The sequence below is a fragment of the Streptomyces rhizosphaerihabitans genome, assembly GCF_025399795.1.
Classification (GTDB): Bacteria; Actinomycetota; Actinomycetes; order Streptomycetales; family Streptomycetaceae; genus Streptomyces; species Streptomyces rhizosphaerihabitans.
Window position 1 is genome coordinate 107,108 of record NZ_JAODTZ010000025.1, and the last position, 23,956, is coordinate 131,063.

Genomic DNA, 23,956 nt, shown 5'->3' on the forward strand with positions numbered 1-23,956 from the left:
CCGGTGCCGTGGTCCGAGGCGATGGCTCCCCTGGATCGGGGAGCCCGGCCGGACGTGGAAGGTCAGGCGGCCCGGGTCGCCGACGACGGGGCGGCTTCCGCCCATTCGAGGACGAGGCGCTGGTACTCGTGCCGCTCTTCCATGCTCAGCGTCCCACCCGCCCGGAACCAGAGGGCCCGGATCTCCTCGTTGACTTCGGCAGCGGATCGCTGAGTGTCGTTGTCAAGAGTGGTGCACATGGCGTGAAGCATACGGTCCTTGACGTGAAGATGATGTGAGTAAAGGCTCATCGAGCGACATAACGGACCGTGAAGCTCGTCACTCAGGTGCCGGGCTTGCGGCCGTACACGGAGACGTCGTCGCCGTTCTTGAGCAGTGACCAGTACTTCTTCGCCGTGGTCGGGGTCATGTTGACGCAGCCGTGCGAGCCGGGCGGGTTCCACATGCTGAGCCCCACCGAGTGGAAGGCCTGGCCGCCGTCGAAGAACTGGCTGTACGGCATGGACACGTTGTAGATGCTGGAGACGTGGTCGATGTCACGCCAGTAGATCTTCTTCAGGCCGGTACGGGTCTCGTAGCCGTCCCTGCCCGTGCGGACCGGGACCGGTCCGTAGACCAGCCGGCTGCCGTCCTGGATCCAGCTGAGCTGGAGCGTGAGGTTGACGCAGGCGATACGGCCCTTGTTGACCGGGCACTTGCCGTCCCGGTTGGGGTTGTTCCCCACGGCCTTCTGCTTGTTCATGAGATCCATCACGCCCCAGGTGACGGGTCCCGCGTACCCGATGTTCGGGGTGATGCCGTGCTTGGTCTGGAAGGCCTGGATCGCCTTGCAGTCGGCGGCGGACTGCCGTCCGTCGACGGGCCGCCCGAGGAACTTCTCCACCTGCTTCTGGTTCGGGCCGGTGGCCGTCGTGCAGCTCGCGGCCTGCGCGGGCGTCGAGCCCAGGGCGAGGGTGAGCGGTGCGACCAGTCCGGTGAGCCCGAGCGCGACGGCTCCTCTTCTGCGTACGTCCCCCATGGCGGGCCTTCCTGTCGTGTCCGTCATCTGTCTGTCTGCCTTCTAGCATCTAGACCGCCCTTGAGGGTATTGCGTTGTACGGCCGGCGAGGACGGGACGAAACAGTGACATTCCTCGCCGGGCCGTCTCCGCGCGGGACGGAGCCCTACCCCCACCGTCGCCGTTCTAGTCGTCGCCGTGGAACACGACCGTCTGCCGGAACCCGTTGTTGACGCCGAGGAGGCCGCCGTCGACGCACAGCGTCGTGCCGGTGATCCAGGACGCGTCCCGGGAGGCGAGGAAGGCGACGGCGGCCGCGATGTCCTCCGGCTCGCCGACCCGGCCGAGCGGATACAGCCGGGCCGCGGAGGCGAGATCGTCCTCGCGGCCCTCCCAGGCCGTGGTGCGGACGGTTCCCGGAGCCACCAGGTTGACGCGGACGCCCCGGCCGGCGGCGTGGCCGGCCAGGGTGCGGGTGAGCGACATCAGTCCCGCCTTGGCCGCGCTGTAGGCGTGGTTGCCGAAGTCCTGGATGCCGTTGACGGAGCCGATGCTGACGATGGAACCGCGGCCGGAGGCGACCAGGTGCGGAAGCGCCGCGCGGGCGCAGCGGTAGGCGCCGGTCAGGGTGATGTCGAGGTCACGGGCCCACACCTCGTCGCTCTCGTCCTCGAAGAGCGGGGCGTCGGGGCTGCACCGGAAGGCGTTGTTGACCAGGACGTCGAGCGAGCCGAAGGCGTTCACGGCGTACGCCACGGCGGCCTCGACCTGTGCCCGCTCCCCCACGTCGCAGGTGAACGCCTCGGCCCGCGCGCCGAGTTCGCGCAGCGCCGCGGCCGTCCTCCCGGCCTGTGCCGAGTCCACGTCGGTGACGAGGACTTGAGCGCCTTCCTCGGCGAGGCGGCGGGCGGTCGCCGCGCCGATACCCCGCGCCGCACCCGTGATCAGAACCCCGTATCCCTCGAAACGCCTCATCGTGGTGATCGCAGTCATGGCAGGGAAGGTACTGCCGTGATCGTCGCGGCGACAGATACCGTGCGCCCATGTCCGCCTTCATGCAGCAACTCCCGGCGCTGATCGGCGTGATCATCGGTGCCCTCGGTTCGTATCTGGCGATCGTGCGGGGCGACCGGGCCCGCTTCGGGCGCGAGCAGACGGCCCGTTGGGAGGAGCGGCGACTCGCGGTCTACTCCGACTACGCGCGATGCCTGAAGAAGACGATCACGCTGACGTACCGCGTCGCCGCCCATCTCGGCAACGACCCCCACCCGCATCCGCTGCCGCCCGAGGAGGCCGCTCCCCTGCTGGCCGAGGCCGCCGAAGCCGGGGACCCGGCCGGAGAGGCACTGCTCCTCCTCGGCACTCCGGAGGTGGTGGAGAAGTCGCGTGCCTGGGTCGTCGTGGTGATGGAGATGGAGCGCTTCCTCTACGAACGCACGCGCGACCCCGAAGCCTGGCAGGCCCTGCTCGTACGCCAGCGCAGCGAGCGCGAGGCGTACTACGCGGCCGTGCGCGCGGACCTCTCGCTCACGACGGGGCGACCGGACGCGTGGCAGGTGCCACCGCTCCACGCGCGCACCGGCCTCGGCCCCGCCCAGTCGCCGCCCCGGGCTTGAGGTCCCCGGCCCTCCTGCCCCTCAGCGGTACCCCGTCGCGTCCGCCGGTTTCCCCTTGTCCTGCACTTCGACCATGTAGCGCCAGCAGTCCGGGCGGCTGCCGTCCCGGTCGGTGAAGCCGTACACCTGGGCGAGCTGTCCGCTGGAGAGGGATTTCCCGTTCCAGCGCGCGAGTTCGGGGTCGGCGGCCAGCGCGGCGACCGCGCGGCCGACGTAGAACGGCGTCTCGGAGATGCCGAAGTGCGGGACGCGTTCCTCGGCGTCGCGCCAGTTCTCCTCGGTCACGCCGAAGGCTTCGAGCATCATCTCCGAGCGCAGCCAGCCGGGGGTGAGGGCCACGGCGGTGGCGCCGCGCGGGCTCAGTTCGTGTCCGAGGGCGAACGCCATGCGCAGCACCGCCGACTTGGCGATGTCGTAGAAGAACGAGACCCGGTAGGTGTCCCGGTTGTACTCCGCCGTACCGTCGGTCATCTCGACGACCAGTCCGCCGGGACGGCGCAGGAGCAGGGGCAGCGCGTGGTGGCTGGTGATCGCGTGGGTCTCGACAGCGAGCCGGAGCATCCTGAGTCCGTTGTCGAGGTCGTGCTCCCAGACGGGGGCGTCCCACTCGAAGAGCTTCTCGGCGCCCCAGATGTCGTTGACCAGGATGTCCAGGCGGCCCTGCTCGTCCGCGATCCGGGCGACGAGCGCGGCTACCTCGGACGGCACGAGGTGGTCCGTGGGGACCGCGATACCCCGCCCGCCCGCTGCGGTGACCAGGTCCGCGGTGTCCTCGATGGTCTCCGGACGGTCGTACTCCGAACGGCGTTCCCGCGTGCTGCGCCCGGTCACGTAGACGGTGGCGCCGGCCGCGCCCAGTTCCACGGCGATTCCCCGGCCCGCGCCCCGGGTCGCGCCCGCCACCAGGGCGACCCTGTCCCGCAGCGTGCCTTCCAACGGCCCTGACATGTCCGACCTCCGTGCGCGTAGCGTCCACGGGCTGCTGTCACCCGGGGTTTCTACGAGCGTCTCCCGGAAGCCGGACATCTTCTGTCAGGTATCTCTGTGGCGTTTCCGCCGTGTCGCGGCACGGCGGAAACGGACGTGCGGCGCGGCAGAGCGGCGGGACGGCACCGCGCCAGGGCGACAGGGCCGCGTCAGTGGCCGCGTGCGATCCACTCCTCCAGGTGGGGCGCCTCCTCGCCGATCGTGGTCGAATCGCCGTGTCCCGTACGGACGACCGTGTCGGCCGGCAGAGAGAGCAGCCGGTCGCGGATCGACTCGACGATCGTCGGGAAGTGCGAGTAGGACCGGCCGGTCGCCCCCGGGCCGCCCTGGAAGAGGGTGTCGCCGGAGAAGAGCGTGCCGAGGCCCGGGGCGTAGAGGCATACCGCGCCCGGGGCGTGGCCCGGGGTGTGGAGCACGGTCAGGTCCGCGCCCGCCGCCTCGATCACCTGGCCGTCCTGGAGCCAGGCGTCGGGCAGGCGGTCCGGGTGGGTGACCTTCCACAGCGGCAGGTCGTCGGGGTGGAGCCAGATGGTGGCGCCGGTGCGCTCCGCGAGGGCGGGGGCGGCGTCGATGTGATCGTTGTGGGCGTGCGTGCACACGATCGCCCGCAGTCGCCGGTCTCCCACCGCTTCGGCGATGGCGTCGGCGTCATGAGCGGCGTCGATCACGATCGCCTCGTGATCGTTTCCCACGATCCACACGTTGTTGTCGACGTCCCAGGTGCCGCCGTCGAGGGAGAACGTGCCCGAGGTGACGAGGTGTTCGATGCGGGCGCTCGTCACAGGATCACCACCGAGCGCAGCACGTCGCCCTGGTGCATCCGCTCGAAGGCCGGTTCCACGTCGTCCAGGGTGATCGTCTCGCTCACGAACGCGCCCAGGTCGAGGCGCCCTTGGAGGTGCAGGTCGATCAGCATCGGGAAGTCGCGGGAGGGCAGACAGTCGCCGTACCAGGACGACTTGAGGGCGCCGCCGCGTCCGAAGACGTCGATCAGGGGGAGTTCGAGCTTCATGTCCGGGGTCGGCACGCCGACGAGGACGACCGTGCCGGCGAGATCGCGGGCGTAGAAAGCCTGTTGATACGTCTCCGGGCGGCCGACGGCCTCGATGACGACGTCGGCGCCGAAGCCGCCGGTGAGTTCGCGGATCGCCTCGACGGGGTCGGTCGCGCGGGAGTTGACGGTGTGCGTCGCGCCGAGCTTCTCGGCGGTGATGAGTTTGCGGTCGTCGATGTCCACGGCGATGATCTTCGCCGCGCCCGCGAGCCGGGAGCCGGCGATCGCCGCGTCGCCGACACCGCCGCAGCCGATCACAGCGACCGTGTCACCCCGGCCGACGTTGCCCGTGTTGATGGCGGCCCCGATGCCGGCCATCACACCGCAGCCGAGCAGTCCGGCGACCGCCGGGGAGACCGCCGGGTCGACCTTGGTGCACTGTCCGGCCGCGACCAGCGTCTTCTCGGCGAAGGCGCCGATACCGAGAGCCGGGGACAGCTCGGTGCCGTCCTTCAAGGTCATCTTCTGCTTGGCGTTGTGGGTGTTGAAGCAGTACCAGGGGCGTCCGCGCAGACACGCACGGCACTGCCCGCACACCGCACGCCAGTTGAGGATGACGAAGTCACCGGGTGCCACGTCCGTGACCCCGGCGCCGACCGACTCCACGACTCCGGCCGCCTCGTGGCCGAGCAGGAACGGGAAGTCGTCGTTGATGCCGCCCTGCTTGTAGTGCAGGTCCGTGTGGCAGACCCCGCAGGCCTGGATCTGCACCACGGCCTCGCCCGGCCCCGGATCGGGCACGACGATCGTCTCGACGCGCACCGGCTCGTTCTTGCCCGGTGCGATCACGCCCCGTACTTCCTGCGCCATGTGAGTGAGCCCTTCCCTAGGTCGACGTTCCGTCAACCGACCCTACGGTGTGACCGGCCGGTAGAAGGCCAGCCGGCCCGCGGCGCCCCCGGCCCCCGGTAAGGCGATCGGCCGCCCGTGCACCGGCAGCGCATCGACACCAGCCCTCAGATACCCCCGGGGGTACCTCTGCTACGGTGGAGATATACCCCCGGGGGTAATTTCGTAGAGCCGCGAAGCCCTCGGGCTTCACGCAGGAGAGGAGTGCTGCCGTGTTCTTCGTCGACACCATCGAGGTGGCGGGCCTGGGAAACCGGAGCTATCTGGCCGGCGGCCCGCGCGCCGCCGTCGCCGTCGATCCGCCCAGGGACATCGAGCGGGTGATCACGGCGGCGGCCCGGCGGGGTGTGCGCATCGCGTACGTCGTCGAGACGCACCTGCACAACGACTACGTGAGCGGCGGCCTGGAACTGGCCCGGCTCACCGGGGCCGCCTACCTGGTCCCGGCCGGCGCCCGGGTCGCGTTCGAGCGGGTGCCGGTGGCCGACGGGGACACGGTGGAGGTGGACGCCGGGCTGACACTGCGCGCGCTGGCCACGCCCGGACACACCCCGCACCACACCTCGTACGTCCTCCAGGAGAGCGGGCGCGCCCTCGCGGCCTTCACCGGCGGCTCCCTGCTCATCGGCACGGTCGGCCGGCCCGATCTGGTGGAGCCGCGACTGACCGGGGCACTCGCCCGCGCGCAGCACGCGTCGGCGCACCGGCTCGCCGCCGAGCTGCCCGACGACACCGCCGTCCTGCCCACTCACGGCTTCGGCAGCTTCTGTTCCGCCGGAGGCGCCGACGGCGGAGCGACCACGATCGGGCGTGAGCGCGACAGCAACGAAGCCCTGGTCAAGGATGTCGACTCGTTCGTCGCGGACCTCCTCGCCGGGCTCGACGACGTACCCGCGTACTACGCGCACATGGGCCCGGCCAACGCCGGGGGCCCGGCCTCCGTCGATCTCACCCCGCCCGCGCTCGCGGACGCCGCGGAGATCGCCGCACGGCTCGCGGCCGGCGAGTGGGTCGTGGACCTGCGCAACCGGATCGCGTTCGCCGCGGGGCATGTCGCCGGGGCGGTCAACTTCGAGGCGGACGGTCAGCTCGCCGTCTATCTGGCCTGGCTGCTTCCCTGGGGCAGGCCGGTCACCCTGCTCGCCGACTCTCCGGAACAACTCGCCCATGCACAGCGAGAGCTGGTGCGGGTCGGCGTGGACCGGCCGGCCGCCGCGGCGATCGGCTCACCGGACGACTGGCTGCGCGAGGGGGAACGGCCGCGCACCTTCCGGCGCGCCGGCTTCGCCGAACTCGCCGAGGCGTACGCCGTCCCCGGCCGGGCCGTGATCCTGGACGTCCGGCGCGACTCCGAGCGCGCGGGGGGCCATGTCGCGGGGTCGGTGCACATCCCCGTCCACCAGGTACGCGACCGGCTCGGGGAGATACCCGCCGGAACCGTCTGGGTGCACTGCGCCGGAGGCATGCGGGCCGCCATCGCCGCCTCGCTGCTCGACACGGCGGGCCGCGAGGTCGTGGCCGTCGACGACTCCTTCGCCGCCGCGGGCACCTCCGGGCTGCCCATGGCGCAGATCGCGCCCCCAGGGCCCCGGGAGCTCACGGACCGCGGAGCCGGTGCGGCCGCGCTGGACAAGCCCGAACCGGGCGGACGTGCCGAAGCCCCCGGCGACGACTCGCGCCCCGCTCCCGCCCCCGCTCTCACCCCTGCGCCTGCCCCTGCCCCTGCCCCTGCCGCACCCCACGCACCTCATCGGAGGTACGGCGACGACAGCAGCGACCCGGCCACGCTCGACGGGGCTGGCCACGAGCTCGGGGACCCCGCGACGTGAGCGTCCTGATCCTCGCGCTCGCCGCCGGAGCCGTGACCGGGCTCGCGCTCGGAGCACTGGGCGGTGGCGGCAGTGTGCTGACCGTGCCCGCCCTGATCTATCTGCTGGGCTTCACTCCCTCGGCGGCCACCACCGCGAGCCTGGTCATCGTCACCGTCACCTCGGCGACCGCACTGTCGGCGCACGCCCGGGAGGGCACCGTCCGCTGGCGTGCGGGCGCGCTGTTCGCGGCAGCCGGGCTGATCCCCGCGGCACTGGGCGGCGCGGTCTCCGGACAGCTGCCTCCCACCGTCCTGACCGGCGCGTTCTCGCTGATCGCTGGCCTCGCGGCGGTCCGGATGCTCCGGCCGGCTGCCGGTGAGCCGGGGGTCACGCCCGCGCGAAACGGCCGGATCACCGGAACGGGCGCGGGCCTCGGGGCGGTGACGGGGGTACTGGGCGTGGGCGGCGGCTTTCTCGCCGTACCGGCCCTGGTGAACGTCGTGGGTCTGCGGATGCGGGCCGCCGTCGGCACCAGCCTGTTGGTTATCACGGCGAATTCGCTCGCCGCGCTGCTCGCCCGGGCGGGAACGGCACAGAGCCTCGACTGGGCGGTGGTGGCGCCGTTCGCCGGGGCGGCCGTCCTCGGCGCGTGGGACGGGAAGCGTCTGGCGGCCCGGGTGTCCGGCGGCGCACTTCAGCGGATCTTCGCATGGGCCCTGCTGGCCGTGGCCGCGCTGATGCTCCTGGACGTCGTGCTGTGAGGCTCAGGCCAGCGACAGGAAGAGCTTCTCCAGCCGGGCCCGCATCTGCTCACTGCTCTCACCGTTCTTCCCGCCGTTCTCGACGTCGGTCAGACACTGCTGGAGCCCGGTGGCGATGATCGCGAAACCGGCCCGGTCCAGGGCGCGGGAGGCCGCGGCGAGCTGGGTGACCACGTCCTCGCAGTCGCGTCCCTCCTCGATCATCCGGATCACTCCGGAGATCTGCCCCTGTGCCCGGCGCAGCCGGTTCAGCACGGACTTCAGCTCGGCACCCGCGAGTTCCAGTTCCACGAACACTCCTTAAGCCATACCCCTAGGGGTATGGTACTCCGCCCTGCGGGGCACCCCCGAAGAGCAAGGATGACACTCCGCATGAACTCCCCCGTCTCCATCGTCTCCCTCGACGTCGACCAGGCCCGCGGCCGGCTCACCGAGCTGACCGTCATCGACGTCCGCACCCCCGGCGAATACGCCTCCGGGCATCTGCCGGGCGCCCTCAACATCCCCCTGGACCTGCTCCACCGGGCCCTGTCCGTGCTCGGGGACGCCCGTCCCGAACTGCTACTGGTCTGCGCCTCCGGCAACCGCTCGGCGAACGCCTGCGCCCTGCTGGCCGAGCACGGCGTGCCGACGGCCACACTCACCGGCGGCACCAACGCCTGGGCGGAACGCGGACACGAGCTGCACCGCCCGGCCGGCTCCACGCGGGCCGGCTGGTCCATGGAGCGCCAGGTCAGGTTCACCGCCGGCGCCGTCGTCCTCACCGGCCTCGGCCTCGGACTGCGGCACCCCGCCTGGCGGTTGCTCTCCGCCGGGGTGGCGGGCGGCCTGGTGTTCTCGGCGCTCACCGATACGTGCGGCATGGCCGCGCTGCTCTCCAGGCTCCCGCACAACCGGCCCCGCCCGGCGGACCTCGACGCCACCCTGACGGCACTTGGGAAACGCGTGTCCTGAGTCCGCGCGGACCTGGGGCAGTTGGAATCGGTCCGGACGCACCTGCGCCGTAGCCTGAGTGCTCCGTCTCAACTCCCGCAAGGAGCGCCGTGAGCCTGACCGAGGCCGAGCCCGAGGTGCCCGCGTGGCGCCTGTTGCTCGGGTATGTACGACCGCACCGCTGGGCGCTGTTCGCTGGCGCGCTGCTGGCGCTCACGACCGGCGCCACCGGCCTGCTGCTGCCGCTGGTGGCACGCGGGCTCATCGACGACCTGTCGCACGACCGCCCGATCGGACGGGCACTGCTCGGCATGGCGGCCCTGGTGGTGACCAACGCGGCGGTGGGCGGGCTGGGTTCGTACGTTCTTCGGCGCACCGCCGAGTCGGTGGTGCTCGGCGCGCGGCGCGAGTTGTCCTCGTACCTGCTGCGGCTGCGCATACCCGCCGTGGACCGCAGTGAGCCCGGCGACCTGATGGCCCGCATCACCTCCGACACGACCCTGCTGCGCGAGGTCACGACCGATTCTCTGGTCGGCCTCGGCACCGGCGGCCTCACCCTGGTCGCGACGGTGGTGATGATGGGCCTGGTCGACGTGGTGCTGCTCGGCGTCACGCTGGGCGTGGTGCTGTGCGCGGGTTCGGTGCTCGGGCTGATCGTGCCGCGCATCAACCGGGCGAGCAGGCAGGCTCAGGACGCCGTCGGGGTGATGGGGGCCTCGCTGGAGCGAACCCTCGGCGCGCTGCGCACGATCAAGGCGTCCGGCGCCGAGCACCGTGAGGAGCGAACCGTCCACGAGGCCGCCGAGGAGTCCTGGCGGCAGAGCGTGCGGGCCGCCAAGTGGTCGGCGGCCGCGGGCAACACGGCCGGTCTGGCGATGCAGATCGCCTTCATCACGGTCCTCGCGGTGGGCGGCGCCCGTGTCGCGACCGGCGCCATCGACGTCGGCACCCTGGTCGCCTTCCTGCTCTACGTCTTCTATCTGATGTCACCGATCCAGCAGGTGGTCGGCGCGGTCACGCAGTACCAGACCGGCGCCGCCGCGCTCGCCCGTATCCAGGAGGCCCTGCGGCTGCCCGCGGAACCGGCCGCCCTGCCCGCTCCGCTGCCGGCCCCGGACGCCGCACCGGCCGCGCTCGCCTTCGACGACGTCCGCTTCCGGTACGCCGCCGATCTGCCGTACGTCCACCACGGGGTGACGTTCACCGTCCCGGCCCGAGGTCTGACCGCGTTCGTCGGCCCGTCCGGCGCGGGCAAGACCACCGTCTTCTCGCTCATCGAGCGGTTCTACGATCCCGAGGCGGGCCTCATCACCGTGGACGGCCGTGTGCTTCAGGACTGGGATCTGCCCCGGCTCCGGTCCGCCATCGGCTATGTGGAGCAGGACGCGCCGGTGTTGTCGGGCTCCCTGCGCGACAATCTCCTGCTCGGCAATCCGGAGGCCGACGAGGGCGAGCTGACCCGCGTCCTGAAGACGACCCGCCTCGACGGCCTGGTCTCCAGGCTGCCGCGCGGCCTGGACACGCTGGTCGGCCATCGCGGCACGAAGCTGTCGGGCGGCGAGCGTCAGCGCGTCGCCATCGCCAGGGCCCTGCTGCGCCGCCCCCGGCTGCTGCTCCTCGACGAGGCCACCTCGCAGCTCGACGCCGTCAACGAGGCCGCGCTGCGTGACACGGTCGCCGATGTGGCCCGTACGACCACGGTACTGGTGGTCGCGCACCGGCTGTCCACCGTCACTACGGCCGACCGCATCGTCGTGATGGACGCGGGCCGCGTCCGCGCCGTGGGCACCCACCGCGAACTCGTCGCCGGGGATCCGCTCTACGCCGAACTGGCCGCCACCCAGTTCCTCGCGACCGCCGGATGACCTCGGCACCATGACCCGACCCCGGCACGCCGTTACGCCGTTACGCCGTTACGCCGTTACGCCGGAAAGAACGGAAGAAGCCGACGACGGTGTGCCGGGGCGGTTCGCAGGTGCTCGGGTACGTCACCGGGCCCCCGCGGCACTCGCACCGGGCCGCTCCTGAAAAAAGAACGCCGAGCCGCAGGACGCACCGAACTCGCCGAACTCCCCGAATATTTCGGTACGTCGGCGATCTCCTCGAGTTCCTTGGCCATGGACCGACTCTCCTCTATCGTGATGCCCTCTTTCCGCCACGCGGGGCGGTCATCCGCTCGCGACCACCCGCGACCGGGCGGGGAGGCACGTCCCACCCGGATACGCAGGCGACTGATCATGGTCAAGAACCGACACCCGGCCTGGCAGGCCGTCCCCGAGATCGTCTTCGCGGCCCCCGCCGGCACACCCGCCGGCCTGGAAGTGATCTCACTGGCCGCGCTGCGCGCCCGGTCCCGCGCCCACGGAATCGATCCCGGCGTGCCACAGCGCCCCGCCTTCCACCAGGTGCTCACGCTCACCTCCGGCACACTGCGCCAGACCGTGGACTTCGCGGCCCGCGACGTCGAGCGGGGCTCCTGGCTGTGGACGCGCCCCGGGCAGGTCCTCCAGTGGGGAGATCTCACCCAGGCCGAGGGAACGCTGATCGTCTTCGAGCGGGACTTCCCGGGCGCGGCCACGGTCCGCGCGGCCCGGCTCGACGATCCGCACGCGCGCGTGCTGCGCACCCCGAAGGCCGAGGACGCCGCGTCGCTGCGGGTGGCCACGGCACATCTGGAGCACGAGTTCCTGACACCGGGGCGGCTGCCGCTCGACGCGCACATCGCCGTACTGCGTCATCTTCTGGACGTGCTGATCCTGCGCCTGGCCCACCTCGAGGTGCCCGACAGCCCGGCCACCGGGCCAAGCGAAACCTTTCTCCGGTTCCGCGAGACCGTCGAACGGGACTTCGCGCACACCCGCCGGGTGGACGACTACGCCCTCGTCCTCGGTTACTCCGCCCGAACGCTGTCCCGGGCCGCCCTCGACTCGGCGGGGATCGGCGCCAAGGAGTTCATCGACCGCCGGGTCGTCCTGGAAGCCAAGCGGCTGCTCGCCCACACCGACCTGGCCGCCGCCCGCATCGCCGCCGAGCTGGGCTTTTCCAGTGCCACGAACTTCGCCAAGTACTTCCACCAGCGCGCCGGGCAGGCACCCATCGCGTTCCGCACGGCGGTACGCGGACAGGGCACGGGCATCCCGGGGGCACGGGCCGAAGAGGATTTCACCTCGCGAACCGGGCACGCGGCCGGTACGTGAGCGTGCCGACCGGTCCGTGAACGTGCCGGCCGGTACGTGAGCGTGCCGGCCGGCGTGTTGACCGGGCCGTGCCGGACGGGGCCGAGTCGGCCGGGCCGGGCACCACGGACTGCGGGTCGGGTCAGGTCTGGTCGGGCGCCGACGACGGCGGGCTCCGGCGGAACGTCGCTGTTCCGCCGGAGCCCACCGCGGCCGTGTCCGACGCGGACCCTTGCCCGCCATCAGCTCGCGCTACCCACTAGCTCTCGATACCCCCGAGCAGCCCGGTGGCAGGCGCGGCGAGGTCGGTGACCTGGTGCAGCTGGTTCAGGTCGTTCAGTCGGTTCAGGCCGGCGAGCTGGGTGGAGGGCCGCAGAAGCTCGGCCTGGTCCTCGGCGGGGATGTCGCTCAGCGCGAGCGAGTCGAGGGTGGAGATGGGGTTCAGCTTCCCGGCGTCGTGGGCCTCCGAGCCCACGGCCGTCGCCATCGGCGCGGCAAGTCCCGTGACGCCGACGGCGAGACCAACGGCGGCGACGATACGTCGTGTTGAGATCATGCAATCAGCAACGGCCCCGGCCCCGGGCGGACACGGCCCGGTCCTCGCGCTCACCCGAGAGGCGCATCGGGCTCTTGCGTTTGCCGTGGGCCCCGGGGCGGAGGAGGCTCGGTATGAGGCGCTTCGCGGTCGGCTCCGTGCCGGTCCGCGCCTTCCTGAGGAGGTCACTCATGGGCACAGCGGCAGCCCCCGTCTTCGACACCGAGGCGCTGCGCCGGGGCATCGAAGGACACAGTGCGGCAGATCTGCTGTCGCTCTACGCGGACGACGCGGAACTGCGCGTCGTGGACCGCAACACGCAGCCCAGTCACCCGATGGTCAAACACGGTCGCACCGAGATCGCCGAGATGCTCAACGACGTCTACAGCCGGGACATGACGCACAAGATGGACCAGTGCGTCGTCCAGGGCGACCACGTCGCCTTCACCGAAACCTGCGTGTACGCGGACGGGGTACGGGTGATGAGCACGTCGATGATGTCGCTGCGCGACGGGAAAATCATCGAGCAGACACTGGTACAGGCATGGGACGAGTAGGGAGGAGCTGGCCGAAGGTCCAGGTCAAGTCTCGTCTGACCTGGACCTTCTCGGCGGGTACGGCGATGGGGAGGTCCCGTCCGTACCGACCTCGGCGCCGACGACCGGTGTCCGCGGCAGGCCTCCGCGTGACCGCCTCCCTCCTGGACTCGATACTGCGGACGGCGCGTTCGCACCCGCGTCCTCCGACCCCGCGTGCCGCACGAAGGCTGCGCATCCGGCCCCGGTGAGCGGCACCCCGGCCGGCGGGGCGCTCCGGACGACCGGACCGGCGGCATCCCGAGGAACTCACCTCCCGGGCCCAGCTCATGGACGGTCGCGGTCCCGCCCTCAGTGCTGGGCCGGAACCGCTCGGACGATCGGCTCCGCCGCCTGGAGAAGCATCGGGGAGGCCAGGTCCACGAGGTCGTACAGAACGGACAAATAGGCCGTGTCGCCGCCGAGTTCGCGCAGGAGGCGGTGAGCCCTGTCGCGGAAGACGCTGATGTCCTGTTCGTACCGACGCAGCACGTCCGGCGCGAGAAGGACGGCCGTGAGCGCCGCGCAGGCGTCGGGCGAGCGGCGTGCGGCGGCGTGCAGTTCCAGGGCGCGGCCCACCGAATCGGGGGCCGCGTTCTCCAAGGCGCACGCCAGCAGATACGTCACCGTGCCGTTCGCGAGGTCTTCGTTGCGGCCGGTCAGGATGTCCTGCTGATCGTTGAACAGCTGCCACAGGATGCCGAAGACGTTGCCGAACTCCCGCCAGAGTTCCACTCTTTCGACCGCACGGCCCGCCAGTTGCGCGGCCATGGCCGTGACCATGCTGAACGGCGCGCCGGACTTCCCGAGATACGCGGTGACCACGGCGTCGCGCGTGGCCGCGCCAACGTCCGCGCGAAGGTCCCTCAACTGCCCCTCGGTCGCGGTGATCCAGCACCTCACGATCTCGGCCGACAGTGGTACGCGCGCCTTTTCGGGGATCCGGGGCGACTGAACGACGAGCAGGGGGAGCGGAATTCCGCTGACGACCGTGGCGAGCAGCGCCTCGCTCTCGCCGAGACCACCGGCGGCGAAGACGGCCTGGCCGTCGGCGAGGTCGTCCAGGTAGCACGCCGAGGTCCACCACAGTTCATGGACGACGGCCAGCGGAACAGCCGGTCCGGGCTCCCCCGTCTCCACGGCGTGGACGATCACCGGCAGTACGGACAGGGGATAGGCGAACGTCCGGTGTTCCAGGAGTTCGGCGACCGACGCCCGGACCGAGGCGGCCGATGGCCCCAGCAGATCCAGTGCGGAATTCCGCTCCGCCTCGATGTCCGCGGACATCTCCCGATGCAGATCCATGTACGACTTCGTCCGCACGCAGTCCACCCCCACCACCGAATTAATCGAGCACCGATTCGATCATTCGCCATGATGGCGAGCTAGAGCAACATTGCGCCAAGGCCTGTTCCTTACGGGCCCCGTCCTGCGCTCCGTGAAGCGACGGACCGCCGGCTGCGAACCCCGCCATACTGACCGTCGTGCGAGTAGCGATCATGACCGCGGGTTCACGGGGCGATGTGGCGCCGTTCACCGGACTCGGGCACGGCCTGGTGCGGGCCGGGCACGAGGTCACCCTGGTGACGCACGGGTGCTTCGCGGACCTGGTGTCGGATTCGGGGGTGGGCTTCCACGCACTGCCCGTCGATCCGCGGGCCGAACTGGAGTCCGTGCGCGGACAGCGGCTGCATCGCAGCACCACCGGAGCCGGAAAGATCGTCCGGCTCGTCGAGATGGCCCGGTCGGTCGTAGGGCGGCTGGCCGACGACATGATCGCGGCGGCCCGCTCCAGCGACGTACTCCTGCTGTCCGGTTCACTGGGACCTCTCGGGTACGCCGTCGCGGAGGGGCTGGCCCTGCCCAGCATGGGAGTGCATCTCCAACCGCTCTCCCCCACAAGGGAGTTCGCCCCTCCGGTGGCCGGTGTCCGCTCGTGGGGGCCCACCATGAACCGGGCGGCCGGGTACGCCGTCAACCTGGCCCTCGAGCGGGTCTTCGCCGAGACCGTGCGGAACGTGCGCATGCGGCTCGGCCTTCCGCCCGTCGGCCCCGTCGCGGCCCACCGCGCCCGCGAGCGGCAGGCGTGGCCGGTGCACCACGGGTTCAGCCCTCTGGTGGTGCGCCGGCCGCCGGACTGGCGGCGCGGGCTCGACGTGTCCGGGTACTGGTGGCCCTACGACGGCGAGGACGCCCGGCTCCCCTCCACGCTGCGGGACTTCCTGGACGCGGGCCCCGCTCCGGTCTTCGTGGGCCTGGGCAGCGCCACCGTCCCCGATCCCGAGCGGCTGAGCACCGAGGTGGTGCGCGCCCTGCGGGCCGCCGGGCTGCGCGGTGTGATCCAGCGGGGGTGGGGTGAGCTGCGCGCCACCGGCGACGACATGTTCACGGTCGGAGAGGTGCCGCACTCCCTCCTGTTCCCCCGGATGGCCGCGGTGGTGCATCACGCCGGGGCCGGTACGACAGCGGCGGGGCTGCGGGCCGGGGTCCCCGCGGTACCCGTGCCGATCCAGTTCGACGAGGGGTTCTGGGCCGCCCGGCTCGTCGCACTCGGCGTGTCGCCCGGCGCCCTGTCGCTGCGGGGGCTGCGCGCCGAACGGCTGACGGCGGCTCTGGTCCGGGCGGCCACGGAACCCTCGTACCGACGGCGCGCGCAAGACCTGGCGGAGCGCCTTCGCGCCGAGGACGGGGTGGCACCGGTCGCGGAGGCGCTCGACCGGCTCGGGCGGCTCGGCTGACTCGCGGGCAGCTCCGGCAGCTCGGCTGACTCGCGGGCAGCTCCGGCGGCTCCGGCGGGCTCGGCTGACTCGAAAGCCGGCGTGGACGCACCCCTCGCCGTCTCGGGGGCGGCTCCGGCGGCTCGGCTGACTCGCGGGCAGCTCCGGCAGTTCCGGCGGGCTCGGCTGACTCGAAAGCCGGCGTGGGCGCACCCCTCGCCGTTTCGCGTCCGCCGCCTGCGGACCCGTCGGCACCTCCGCTCACGAGCTGGTGGCGATACCTGCCCAAGGGCCCATACCCGGCTCCGCTCACGGGCTCCCGGCCATGCCTCCCGCGGACGCGCGGCCACCTTTCGTTCACGGGCCCGCGGCCCCCTTTGCGCCCCAGCCGGCGGGGCGCAGGATCCCGAGCAACTGGCGGACCAGTTCCTCCACGACCTCGTCCAGGGACGCGTCCACCCATCCGGCGTTCCAGTCGTGCAGCAGGCCGTTCACGCTGCCGATGAAGGCGGTCGCGGCCAGGCGGTAGTCGCGCGGCGCCGCCTCGCCACGGGCGACGGCGGTCGCCGCCTCGCCGCAGATGAACTCCACCCAGCGGGCCCGGCGGGCGAGCCGCTGGTCCTCGATCCGGGGGCTCACGCCGATGATCTCCACGAAGGTGATGCGGATGCGGCGGGGATCGCTCGTCACGTTCGCCGCGTAGGCGTGGAAGAGGGCGGTGACGCGCTCGGGCAGCGGCAGGTCGCGGGCCTCGGCGAGCGCGGCCAGGGCGGCCTCCTCGGCCCAGTCGTTGACCTGGAGATGGAGGGCGGCCAGTACGTCTTCGAGGCCCCGGAACGCCTCGTAGAACTGGCGCGTGGACAATCCCGCCGCCTCACTGAGGGCCGCCACGGTCGTGGACCGGTACCCGGGTCCGTCGCCGAACAGCTGGAGCCCGGCGTCGAGGAAGCGGCGGCGGCGCTCCGCCTGCCGTTCCTCGGCCGTTCTGCCGCCGTATCGGCCGGTGGGCTGTCTGAGCCTGCCCGCCACGCGTTCCTCCCTCGGCGCCGACACGAACCAGCGTTCGCCCCTTCGACGATTTTGTCGTGTACCGCCCCTTGTGGAGAGGCTCCCCCAGTCCTTACTTTCCAGTAAGCACACTTTGAAAGCGGGCATGTTCAGATTTCCTCTTGTCATGCTCTCGACATTCATGCTCTCGGCATGCACAGCAGGCCCCCGTTCACCGCACGCTCCCGGTTCACCGTGCCCGTCACCCGCACTCCCCACTACGACAGGGACCCTCCATGTCCGTCCTCAGAGCCAGACACCTCTGTTCTCTCGCCGCGGCCCTCACGCTCACCCTCGGCGCCACGGCGACCGCCGCGACCGCCGCCGGCGCGCAGGCCTCCGCCACCGATCTGCGCGAGGTGATGTTCGTCGGCAACAACTGGGAAGGCACCGCGGACGTCATCCGGTCCACCGGTGACTTCGCGAAGGTCGGCCGGATCAACGTCATCCCGGACAAGAACGAGCGGCTCGCGGCGATCAACGCCGATCCCATCAAGTGGGCCTACTTCATGGGAATTCGAAGCGGTGTCGGCGAGGGACACGACCAGTTCGTCGACGACATGTACTCCACGCCCGACGGCAGGTCGGTAGTGGTCTCACGCCCGAGTTTCGCCGACGTCGTCTCGATCGACCTCGCCACCGGACGGATCAACTGGCGTTTTCCCGTGGCGGGTTACCGCTCGGACCACATGGCCGTGTCCCCCGACGGCACCCGGGTCGCGGTCTCGGCCTCGACCGCGAACACCGTGCACGTTCTCGACATCACGACCGGCCGGCAGCTCGGTTCCTTCGGCACCGGCGACAAGCCGCACGAGAACATCTTCACCCACGACGGCAAGTACATCTGGAACATGGCCATCGGTGATGTCACCACCGCTCTCGACGACCCCTGGCTGGACTGGACCAAGGGCGACCGGAAGATCACCGTCGTCGACGCGACCACCTACAAGCAGGTCAAGGTGATCGACATGCGCCAGCGCCTCGACGCGATCGGCCTCACGGACTTCTCCGACGCCGTCCGCCCGGCCGTCTTCTCGCCGGACGAGTCCAAGCTGTACTTCCAGGTGTCGTTCTTCAACGGTTTCCTGGAGTACGACGTCGCCACCGACCGGATCACCCGGGTCAAGACCCTTCCGAAGAACCCCGCCACCAGCAGCGACCGCACGACCTGGGTCAACGACTCGCGCCACCACGGCATTTCGATGAACCCGTCGGGAACCAAGCTGTGCGTGGCGGGGACGATGGACGACTACGCGACCGTCGTCGACCGCGCGAGCCTCCAGGAAGGCCCGCTGGTCCCCGCCTCCAAGCCGTACTGGGCGACCGTGAGCGGTGACGGCAAGGACTGTGTCGTCTCCGAGAGCGGCGCCGACCAGGTAACCGCCATCGACTTCGCCACCGGGCAGAAGACGGTGTCGGTGCCGGTCGGCGACCACCCCCAGCGGGTTCGCCTCGGCCATGTGGAGGCGAACTGGAGCGGCCCGTCCGGTAGCTGACCGGTGCTCAGCCGAATCGCGTGGCGGCCCAGGCGGCCAGTTCGGTGCGGGCCCCGTTCAGCAGGGCGGAGGACGGAGCGCTCGCCCCGTTCGTGACCAGCGCGTAGTGCAGGGTTCCCGAGCCGGGTGCGGTGAGCAGGAGGCGTCGGCTTCCGGTGCCGCCCGGCTCGGGGGCAACGGCGACAGGTGCCGTCGAGGTGTAGGCGGGCGGGGAGAGCATCGCTCCGAGGTCGGACACCACCGTCGTGGCCGCGGCCGGGAAGGACGCCGGCAGATGGAGTTCCGTCGGGGCGGTCCCGCCGTCGGAGCGCCAGACGAGCAGGCCGTACTGCCCCGCTCCCACCAGCTGGGAGACCTGCGGCAGGGTCGAGGGCACCGGGTTCCAGGTCAGCGTGGTGGAACCGTCGCGGGAGCGGTCCTCGTAGGTGAAGGCGAGGGTGGAACCCGCGGTGGCACCGGGGTAGAGGCGGTCGAGGAGCCGGGCGTCCTGGCGCAGCACGGCGGTGCCCGAGTCGTCGAGGCGGACGGCGGAGAGGTCTTCGTCGTTCCAGGCGTCGCCCGAGGTCAGGACCTTGTCGGGGTTGTCGTTCATCAGCTCGTGGTGACGGCCGCTGTAGATGTCCCACTGCCATTGGGTACCCGACAGCACCGGTCCCGAAGAAGCCGTTCCGGTCCACCAACCGGAGCCGGGGAAGCGGGAGTCGAGGGCCTGGTACATCGCCTTGTCGACGGTCGGGGCCTTGTCCGAGACCGTGCCCGAGAGCGGGTGGCCGAACTCGCTGACGACCGCGGTCGTCCCGGCGGCCGAGGCCCGGTCCCGGACCGCGGCGAAGTCGGTGGCGTACTGGCCGTCGCCCGCCTTGCCCCACATGAGGATGCCCGAGATGGCCTTCTGGTCGTAGAAGTGGGTGTTGAACACGTAGCGCGGGCCGAGTGTGCCCGCGTCCAGCAGGCCGCCCTCCTGCTTCTGGGAGCTGATGTTGGAGTTCCAGAAGAGGTTCGGCTCCACGAAGGCGGGCTTGTCCTGCCAGCCGGCCGCGTCCATGCGGGCCCGGAACTTCCCGTAGAACGGCCAGAGCAGGTCGCGTTCCCAGGTGCGGCTCGTCTGGCCCGAGTCGTAGGTGCCCGCATAGGGCTCGTTGAACGGGTCGAAGCCGGCGAGGCCCGCGAACTCGGCGCTGGTGAGGTGCTGTCGGACGTACGTCATGGTGGCCTGGGCCGTGGTGAGGAAGGCGTCCTGGACCCCGTAGGAGTTGTGCCAGAAGTCGTACTGCGCCGCCTTGACGGCACTGTTCTGGGTGATGTTCTGGCCCCAGAAGAGGCAGATGCCGCAGGACTCCTGAGGGTAACCGCCGGCGGTCACCGCCCACTTGGGGGCTCCGTCGCCGGAGTACCAGCTGCCCGTGTTGAAGAGGTAGCGGGAGTAGAGGTCCTGGTGGAAGTCGGGGAAGACACGGATTCCCGCGTCGAGGAAGACGCGCATCTGGTCGGTGGCCGCGGCGAGATAGGCGCTGTCGACCTGACCGCGGGCGGGTTCGGCGTGCGCCCAGGAGAGCAGGAAGCGCACGGAGTTGCCGCCGCCGAGGGCGCGCAGCGCCGTCGCGGACTTCGCCGCGTCGGCGACCGAGGCGAAGGGGAGTCCGCTGTGCTCCTCCAGCTTGGTCTCGCCGGAGACGTTGTAGCCGCGCAGTACGACCTCACGGCCGAGGCCGTCGGTGAAGCGGCCGTTCGTGACCGTGAGGGTGGCGGCGGCGGGCTGGTCGAACCAGAGGGAGTCGGGGAGTCCGTCCGCGGCGGCGGGCCGGGCGCCCGCCGCCGTGAGGAAACCGGTGAGGAGTACGAGGACGCCGAGCAGACGCGCACGTAACTTCGACATGTCCACAACATTCCCGCCGGTACCGGGAGGCGTCAACACCTCTGACTCATGAGTAAGTTTCTCGTTTCACCCGCCTCTTCGCGCGGCGCTTCGGCCACCCCTTCGCGCGGCGTTTCGCCCGCCTCTTCGCGCGGGGGCGGTACACGGAGGGCGGCTCACACGCCGACCCGGCGCGTCAGGTTCAGCAGGTACTCCTTGCGGTCCAGCGGGTTCAGATCGGTCCGGGGACGGTCCGGGACCGCGCCGTGCGCCACGGGCGCGTAGTGGTCGAAGGCGCACTCCAGCTCGCCCTCTCCCCGCGTCAGCGCCGGTAGCTGCTGCTCCAGTTCATGCGCCCGCACCACCGGGAGAACACCCTCCAGCACACACGAGGAACCGTGCAGCCGTGTGGTCCCCGGTACGGCTCGTTGTCTGGCCAGCACCGGCAGCACGGCGCCGAGCGTGTCCGCCGGAGCCTCCAGCCGGAAGTGGTACATCGGCTCGTACACCTGGCTGCCGGCCGCGCGCAGCGCGTCCATCAGCACCAGCGGGGTCAGGCCCCGGAAGTCGGCACCCGTGCTGGACATGCTCTTGTCGAATCCCTGGTGGGCATGGCTCTGGCGCGGCGAGTAGCCCGCATGCGTCATCGTGACGGTGCAGTCGGTGACCTGCCAGCCGTGCACACCCTGCCCCAGCGTCTCCTTGACGGTGTCCTCGACCGCCTTGAAGAACGCGTACGGCATCGATCCGAGTTCGACCTCCAGCCGGAAGTCCACGCCAGAACCGATCGGCGCAGGCTCGACGCGCAGTCCGACGGTCGCGAGGAACGGGTTCTGGTCCTTCTTGTTGAACTCGACCGACGCGCCGGTACCGAGGGGCCGTTCGACGCAGAGCGGTGTCGTCTCGCGGAACAGGACGTCGATGCCGAACTCGTCCGCCAGGGTCGCCTGGAGGACTTCCTTCTGCACCTCGCCGTAGAGCGACACGGAGATCTCGCCCCGCAGGTCGTCGTGGCGGAGATTGATCAGCGGGTCCTGCTCGGCGAGTTGGGTCAGCGCGAGATGCAACGCGCCCTTGTCGGCCGGGCGGCCGGGAGAGACGACGGTTTCGAGGGTCGGCGGGGCGAAGTGGTGTCCGGCCGCCGGCGACGGTCGCGGTTCGCCGATGGTGTCACCGATCCGGATCGCGCCGAGTCCCCACAGTTTGCCGATGCGTCCCGCGCTCACGCACGCCTCACGGACCGCCGAGCCCTGGTCGAAGACACTGATCGCGGTGACCTTCCCCTCCTCGCCGTCCCGCAGGGCGAGCCGGTCGCGGGTCCGCAGGGTCCCCGAGAACATCCGCGCGTACGCGATCTTCTCCCCGGCCGCTCCCCGCTCGACCTTGAAGACGGTGCCCGACACCGGTCCGTCGGTGTCCGCCTTCGCCCCGGGCAGCAACTCCCGGATCCCGGAGATCAGTTCGTCCACGCCCGCGCCGGTCATGGCCGATCCGAAGAACACGGGGTGCACGAGGGCACGCCCGGTCTGCGCGACGAGAGCGGCGCGCAGGTGGTCGTACGACACCCTGTCCTCGACGTACGCCGCCAGCAGCTCCTCGTCGTGCTCGGCGAGCGGATCGAGGAGGTGCGGCCGCAGCCGGGCAGCGGGATAGGGGGTGAAGTACGCGGTACGCGTGCCCGGTTCGCCGACCTCGCCCATCGGGACGATCGCCGGGGTGAGCCGCTCGGAGATCTTCTCCAGGACCTCGTCGTGACGCGCCCCGCGGCGGTCGATCTTGTTCACGAAGATCAGCGTGGGGATGCGCAGCCGCTGGAGTGTCCGCATCAGTACGCGTGTCTGCGCCTGCACGCCCTCCACGGCCGAGACGACGAGGACGGCGCCGTCGAGCACGCCGAGGACCCGTTCCACCTCGGCGATGAAGTCCGGGTGTCCGGGGGTGTCGATCAGATTGACGGTGAGGTCGTCGATCGCGAAGGAGACGACGGCGGATTTGATCGTGATGCCGCGCTGCCGCTCCAGCGCGAGGAAATCGGTCCGGGTGCTTCCGTCGTCGACGCTGCCGATCTCGTCGATGACCCCGACCGTGTGCAGCAGCCGCTCGGTCAGGCTTGTCTTACCGGCGTCTACGTGCGCCAGAATTCCCAGGTTGAGCATATGCACCGGGTGTCATGTCCTTTGAAGTGGGAGTGATTCCTTCCTGGGTGGACATGAACGGTGCGCGCATTTCTGCTCCTCGATCCCGGTGGACGTGTCTCCGTAGTGCAGCAGGCCGCCGCCTCGGACGGCAACGCATTAACGCTCAACGAAATCCTGTCGCGGGGCGGATCCTTGAAGGGGACCGGATCCTGATCCTTGAAGGCCACCGGATCCTTGGGACGGGCCCGGCCCGCGGCGAGAGGAGTGGACCATGCGGGACATCCTCCCCGCGCTGTACGAGTGGTACGCGGCCGGATCCCCCTTCGGGCTGGCGACGGTGGTGGCGGTCGGCCGCAGCGCGCCCCGCGACCCGGGCGCGGCCATGGCGGTGGGTCCGGGCGGCGAGGTCGTGGGAAGTGTGTCCGGCGGCTGTGTGGAGGGCGTGGTGTTCGAACTGGCCCAGGAGGTGATCGCCTCGGGCGAGGCGCGCCTGGAGACGTTCGGGTACAGCGACGAGGACGCCTTCGCCGTGGGACTCACCTGCGGCGGTGAGATCACGCTGCTGGTCCGGCGGGTGTCGCCCGCCGAGGATCCGGCCTTCGCCGCGGTGGCCGATTCGGTGTCCGAGGGCCGCCCGGTGACGGTGGCGACGGTGATCGACGGACCCGCGCCGCGCGGAGCCACGCTCGCCGTATGGCCGGACGGGGAGCCGGGCCCGGACGGCGGGATGTCCGGTTCGCTGGGCTCGACGGGCCTGGACGTCGCCGTCGCCGCCGACGCACGCGGCGAGCTGGCCCAGGGCGCAACGGGGCGACGGCACTACGGCCCGCACGGCGAACGGCGCGAGGACGCCGTCGCCGTCTTCCTGCACTCCTTCGCGCCGCCGCCGCGCATGCTCGTCTTCGGCGCGATCGACTACGCGGCCGCCGTGGCCCGTATCGGCGCCTTCCTCGGCTACCGGGTCACGGTGTGCGACGCCCGCCCGGTCTTCGCCACGCCGAGGCGCTTCCCGGCGGGCGTGGAGGTCGTCGTGGACTGGCCGCACCGCTATCTGAGCGGCACGACGACCGACGCACGCACGGTGATCTGCGTCCTGACCCACGACCCCAAGTTCGATGTGCCCCTGCTGGAGGAGGCACTGCGCCGCCCGGCCGCGTACATCGGGGCCATGGGCAGCCGGCGTACCCACGACGACCGCGTCGAACGGCTGCTCGCGTCCGGCGTGTCGGAGCGCGAGCTGTCCCGGCTGCGCTCCCCCGTCGGCCTCGACCTCGGGGCGCGTACACCGGAGGAGGTGGCCGTGTCCGTCGCCGCGGAGATCGTCGCACTGCGCTGGGGCGGCAGCGGGCTGCCCCTGACGGTGAGGGGCGGGGCGATCCACCCGCGGTAACCGTGGGCCGGTGGCCGTG

At 71.1% G+C, this 23,956-nt stretch carries 21 protein-coding genes and 1 pseudogene; 10 read left to right on the forward strand and 12 right to left on the reverse strand.

Annotated elements, in window-relative coordinates; translation table 11 throughout:
* Window positions 1–62: 62 nt before the first annotated feature.
* The 3 genes from N4G66_RS24465 to N4G66_RS24475 form a co-directional block, all read right to left on the reverse strand.
* Window positions 63–251, reverse strand: a complete 189-nt coding sequence (locus tag N4G66_RS24465) for a hypothetical protein (protein ID WP_261706323.1) — start codon at window positions 249–251, stop codon at window positions 63–65.
* Window positions 252–322: 71 nt separating this feature from the next.
* Window positions 323–1,018 (reverse strand): L,D-transpeptidase family protein, encoded by a 696-nt coding sequence (locus tag N4G66_RS24470; protein WP_261706324.1) that lies wholly within the window; start codon window positions 1,016–1,018, stop codon window positions 323–325.
* A 165-nt stretch (window positions 1,019–1,183) separates the two neighbouring features.
* Window positions 1,184–1,981: an SDR family NAD(P)-dependent oxidoreductase gene (locus N4G66_RS24475; RefSeq protein WP_261706360.1), complete on the reverse strand. Its 798-nt coding sequence runs from the start codon at window positions 1,979–1,981 to the stop codon at window positions 1,184–1,186.
* Between the two features lie 59 nt (window positions 1,982–2,040).
* On the opposite strand from N4G66_RS24475, the gene N4G66_RS24480 reads away from it, so the two are divergent.
* On the forward strand, window positions 2,041–2,613 hold the full coding sequence (locus N4G66_RS24480) for a hypothetical protein (RefSeq protein WP_261706325.1): 573 nt from the start codon (window positions 2,041–2,043) through the stop codon (window positions 2,611–2,613).
* A gap of 21 nt (window positions 2,614–2,634) precedes the next feature.
* Here the strand turns inward: N4G66_RS24480 and N4G66_RS24485 are convergent, their stop codons facing one another.
* The 3 genes from N4G66_RS24485 to N4G66_RS24495 all read right to left on the reverse strand — a co-directional run bounded on the left by N4G66_RS24485 (window position 2,635) and on the right by N4G66_RS24495 (window position 5,464).
* Window positions 2,635–3,561, reverse strand: a complete 927-nt coding sequence (locus N4G66_RS24485) for an SDR family oxidoreductase (protein WP_261706326.1) — start codon at window positions 3,559–3,561, stop codon at window positions 2,635–2,637.
* Window positions 3,562–3,749: 188 nt separating this feature from the next.
* Entirely contained in the window at window positions 3,750–4,382 is a 633-nt protein-coding gene (locus N4G66_RS24490) for an MBL fold metallo-hydrolase (protein WP_261706327.1), read from the reverse strand.
* On the reverse strand, window positions 4,379–5,464 hold the full coding sequence (locus N4G66_RS24495) for an S-(hydroxymethyl)mycothiol dehydrogenase (protein WP_261706328.1): 1,086 nt from the start codon (window positions 5,462–5,464) through the stop codon (window positions 4,379–4,381). Before N4G66_RS24495 ends, N4G66_RS24490 begins: the two co-directional genes overlap by 4 nt.
* A gap of 251 nt (window positions 5,465–5,715) precedes the next feature.
* Here N4G66_RS24495 and N4G66_RS24500 point away from each other — a divergent pair.
* Together N4G66_RS24500 and N4G66_RS24505 are read left to right on the forward strand one after the other, a co-directional pair.
* Window positions 5,716–7,062 (forward strand): annotated as a pseudogene (locus N4G66_RS24500) (rhodanese-like domain-containing protein); the annotation flags it as partial.
* A 266-nt stretch (window positions 7,063–7,328) separates the two neighbouring features.
* On the forward strand, window positions 7,329–8,075 hold the full coding sequence (locus N4G66_RS24505) for a sulfite exporter TauE/SafE family protein (RefSeq protein ID WP_261706329.1): 747 nt from the start codon (window positions 7,329–7,331) through the stop codon (window positions 8,073–8,075).
* Window positions 8,076–8,078: 3 nt separating this feature from the next.
* Here the strand turns inward: N4G66_RS24505 and N4G66_RS24510 are convergent, their stop codons facing one another.
* Complete coding sequence (locus N4G66_RS24510) at window positions 8,079–8,366, reverse strand: metal-sensitive transcriptional regulator (protein ID WP_261706330.1); 288 nt, start codon at window positions 8,364–8,366, stop codon at window positions 8,079–8,081.
* 81 nt (window positions 8,367–8,447) lie between these two features.
* On the opposite strand from N4G66_RS24510, the gene N4G66_RS24515 reads away from it, so the two are divergent.
* From N4G66_RS24515 to N4G66_RS24525, 3 genes are all read left to right on the forward strand, one after another.
* The gene (locus N4G66_RS24515; protein ID WP_261706331.1) at window positions 8,448–9,029 is read left to right on the forward strand and encodes a rhodanese-like domain-containing protein; all 582 of its coding nucleotides are present in this window, start codon (window positions 8,448–8,450) and stop codon (window positions 9,027–9,029) included.
* 89 nt (window positions 9,030–9,118) lie between these two features.
* On the forward strand, window positions 9,119–10,873 hold the full coding sequence (locus tag N4G66_RS24520) for an ABC transporter ATP-binding protein (RefSeq protein WP_261706332.1): 1,755 nt from the start codon (window positions 9,119–9,121) through the stop codon (window positions 10,871–10,873).
* Between the two features lie 372 nt (window positions 10,874–11,245).
* Window positions 11,246–12,205 (forward strand): helix-turn-helix transcriptional regulator, encoded by a 960-nt coding sequence (locus tag N4G66_RS24525; RefSeq protein ID WP_261706333.1) that lies wholly within the window; start codon window positions 11,246–11,248, stop codon window positions 12,203–12,205.
* A 238-nt stretch (window positions 12,206–12,443) separates the two neighbouring features.
* Here N4G66_RS24525 and N4G66_RS24530 read toward each other — a convergent pair whose 3' ends face one another.
* Window positions 12,444–12,740, reverse strand: coding sequence for a hypothetical protein (locus tag N4G66_RS24530; RefSeq protein ID WP_261706334.1), 297 nt, complete (start codon window positions 12,738–12,740; stop codon window positions 12,444–12,446).
* A 170-nt stretch (window positions 12,741–12,910) separates the two neighbouring features.
* Here N4G66_RS24530 and N4G66_RS24535 point away from each other — a divergent pair, with 170 nt between their 5' ends.
* Window positions 12,911–13,276, forward strand: coding sequence for a nuclear transport factor 2 family protein (locus N4G66_RS24535; protein ID WP_261706335.1), 366 nt, complete (start codon window positions 12,911–12,913; stop codon window positions 13,274–13,276).
* A gap of 330 nt (window positions 13,277–13,606) precedes the next feature.
* On the opposite strand, the gene N4G66_RS24540 is transcribed toward N4G66_RS24535, so the two are convergent.
* The gene (locus N4G66_RS24540; RefSeq protein WP_261706336.1) at window positions 13,607–14,599 is read right to left on the reverse strand and encodes a polyprenyl synthetase family protein; all 993 of its coding nucleotides are present in this window, start codon (window positions 14,597–14,599) and stop codon (window positions 13,607–13,609) included.
* A gap of 194 nt (window positions 14,600–14,793) precedes the next feature.
* Between N4G66_RS24540 and N4G66_RS24545 the strand changes: the two genes are divergently transcribed.
* Window positions 14,794–16,032 (forward strand): glycosyltransferase, encoded by a 1,239-nt coding sequence (locus N4G66_RS24545; RefSeq protein WP_261706361.1) that lies wholly within the window; start codon window positions 14,794–14,796, stop codon window positions 16,030–16,032.
* 336 nt (window positions 16,033–16,368) lie between these two features.
* Here the strand turns inward: N4G66_RS24545 and N4G66_RS24550 are convergent, their stop codons facing one another.
* Window positions 16,369–17,040, reverse strand: a complete 672-nt coding sequence (locus tag N4G66_RS24550) for a TetR/AcrR family transcriptional regulator (protein WP_261706337.1) — start codon at window positions 17,038–17,040, stop codon at window positions 16,369–16,371.
* Between the two features lie 254 nt (window positions 17,041–17,294).
* Here N4G66_RS24550 and N4G66_RS24555 point away from each other — a divergent pair, with 254 nt between their 5' ends.
* A complete protein-coding gene (locus N4G66_RS24555; RefSeq protein ID WP_261706338.1) occupies window positions 17,295–18,554 on the forward strand; it encodes a YncE family protein in 1,260 nt (419 codons plus the stop codon).
* A 7-nt stretch (window positions 18,555–18,561) separates the two neighbouring features.
* Here N4G66_RS24555 and N4G66_RS24560 read toward each other — a convergent pair whose 3' ends face one another.
* On the reverse strand, window positions 18,562–20,430 hold the full coding sequence (locus N4G66_RS24560) for a cellulase family glycosylhydrolase (protein WP_261706339.1): 1,869 nt from the start codon (window positions 20,428–20,430) through the stop codon (window positions 18,562–18,564).
* Window positions 20,431–20,585: 155 nt separating this feature from the next.
* Complete coding sequence (locus N4G66_RS24565) at window positions 20,586–22,571, reverse strand: elongation factor G (protein WP_261706340.1); 1,986 nt, start codon at window positions 22,569–22,571, stop codon at window positions 20,586–20,588.
* A gap of 247 nt (window positions 22,572–22,818) precedes the next feature.
* On the opposite strand from N4G66_RS24565, the gene N4G66_RS24570 reads away from it, so the two are divergent.
* Window positions 22,819–23,937, forward strand: a complete 1,119-nt coding sequence (locus tag N4G66_RS24570; RefSeq protein WP_261706341.1) for an XdhC family protein — start codon at window positions 22,819–22,821, stop codon at window positions 23,935–23,937.
* The last annotated feature ends 19 nt before the right edge of the window (window positions 23,938–23,956 follow it).

Coding starts and splice junctions, on each gene's coding strand:
- N4G66_RS24465 (WP_261706323.1), bottom strand. CDS start 251: ATGCTTCACGCCATGTGCACCACTCTTGACAACGACACTCAGCGATCC.
- N4G66_RS24470 (WP_261706324.1), bottom strand. CDS start 1,018: ATGGGGGACGTACGCAGAAGAGGAGCCGTCGCGCTCGGGCTCACCGGA.
- N4G66_RS24480 (WP_261706325.1), top strand. CDS start 2,041: ATGTCCGCCTTCATGCAGCAACTCCCGGCGCTGATCGGCGTGATCATC.
- N4G66_RS24485 (WP_261706326.1), bottom strand. CDS start 3,561: ATGTCAGGGCCGTTGGAAGGCACGCTGCGGGACAGGGTCGCCCTGGTG.
- N4G66_RS24495 (WP_261706328.1), bottom strand. CDS start 5,464: ATGGCGCAGGAAGTACGGGGCGTGATCGCACCGGGCAAGAACGAGCCG.
- N4G66_RS24515 (WP_261706331.1), top strand. CDS start 8,448: ATGAACTCCCCCGTCTCCATCGTCTCCCTCGACGTCGACCAGGCCCGC.
- N4G66_RS24525 (WP_261706333.1), top strand. CDS start 11,246: ATGGTCAAGAACCGACACCCGGCCTGGCAGGCCGTCCCCGAGATCGTC.
- N4G66_RS24530 (WP_261706334.1), bottom strand. CDS start 12,740: ATGATCTCAACACGACGTATCGTCGCCGCCGTTGGTCTCGCCGTCGGC.
- N4G66_RS24535 (WP_261706335.1), top strand. CDS start 12,911: ATGGGCACAGCGGCAGCCCCCGTCTTCGACACCGAGGCGCTGCGCCGG.
- N4G66_RS24540 (WP_261706336.1), bottom strand. CDS start 14,599: ATGGATCTGCATCGGGAGATGTCCGCGGACATCGAGGCGGAGCGGAAT.
- N4G66_RS24545 (WP_261706361.1), top strand. CDS start 14,794: ATGACCGCGGGTTCACGGGGCGATGTGGCGCCGTTCACCGGACTCGGG.
- N4G66_RS24555 (WP_261706338.1), top strand. CDS start 17,295: ATGTCCGTCCTCAGAGCCAGACACCTCTGTTCTCTCGCCGCGGCCCTC.
- N4G66_RS24560 (WP_261706339.1), bottom strand. CDS start 20,430: ATGTCGAAGTTACGTGCGCGTCTGCTCGGCGTCCTCGTACTCCTCACC.
- N4G66_RS24570 (WP_261706341.1), top strand. CDS start 22,819: ATGCGGGACATCCTCCCCGCGCTGTACGAGTGGTACGCGGCCGGATCC.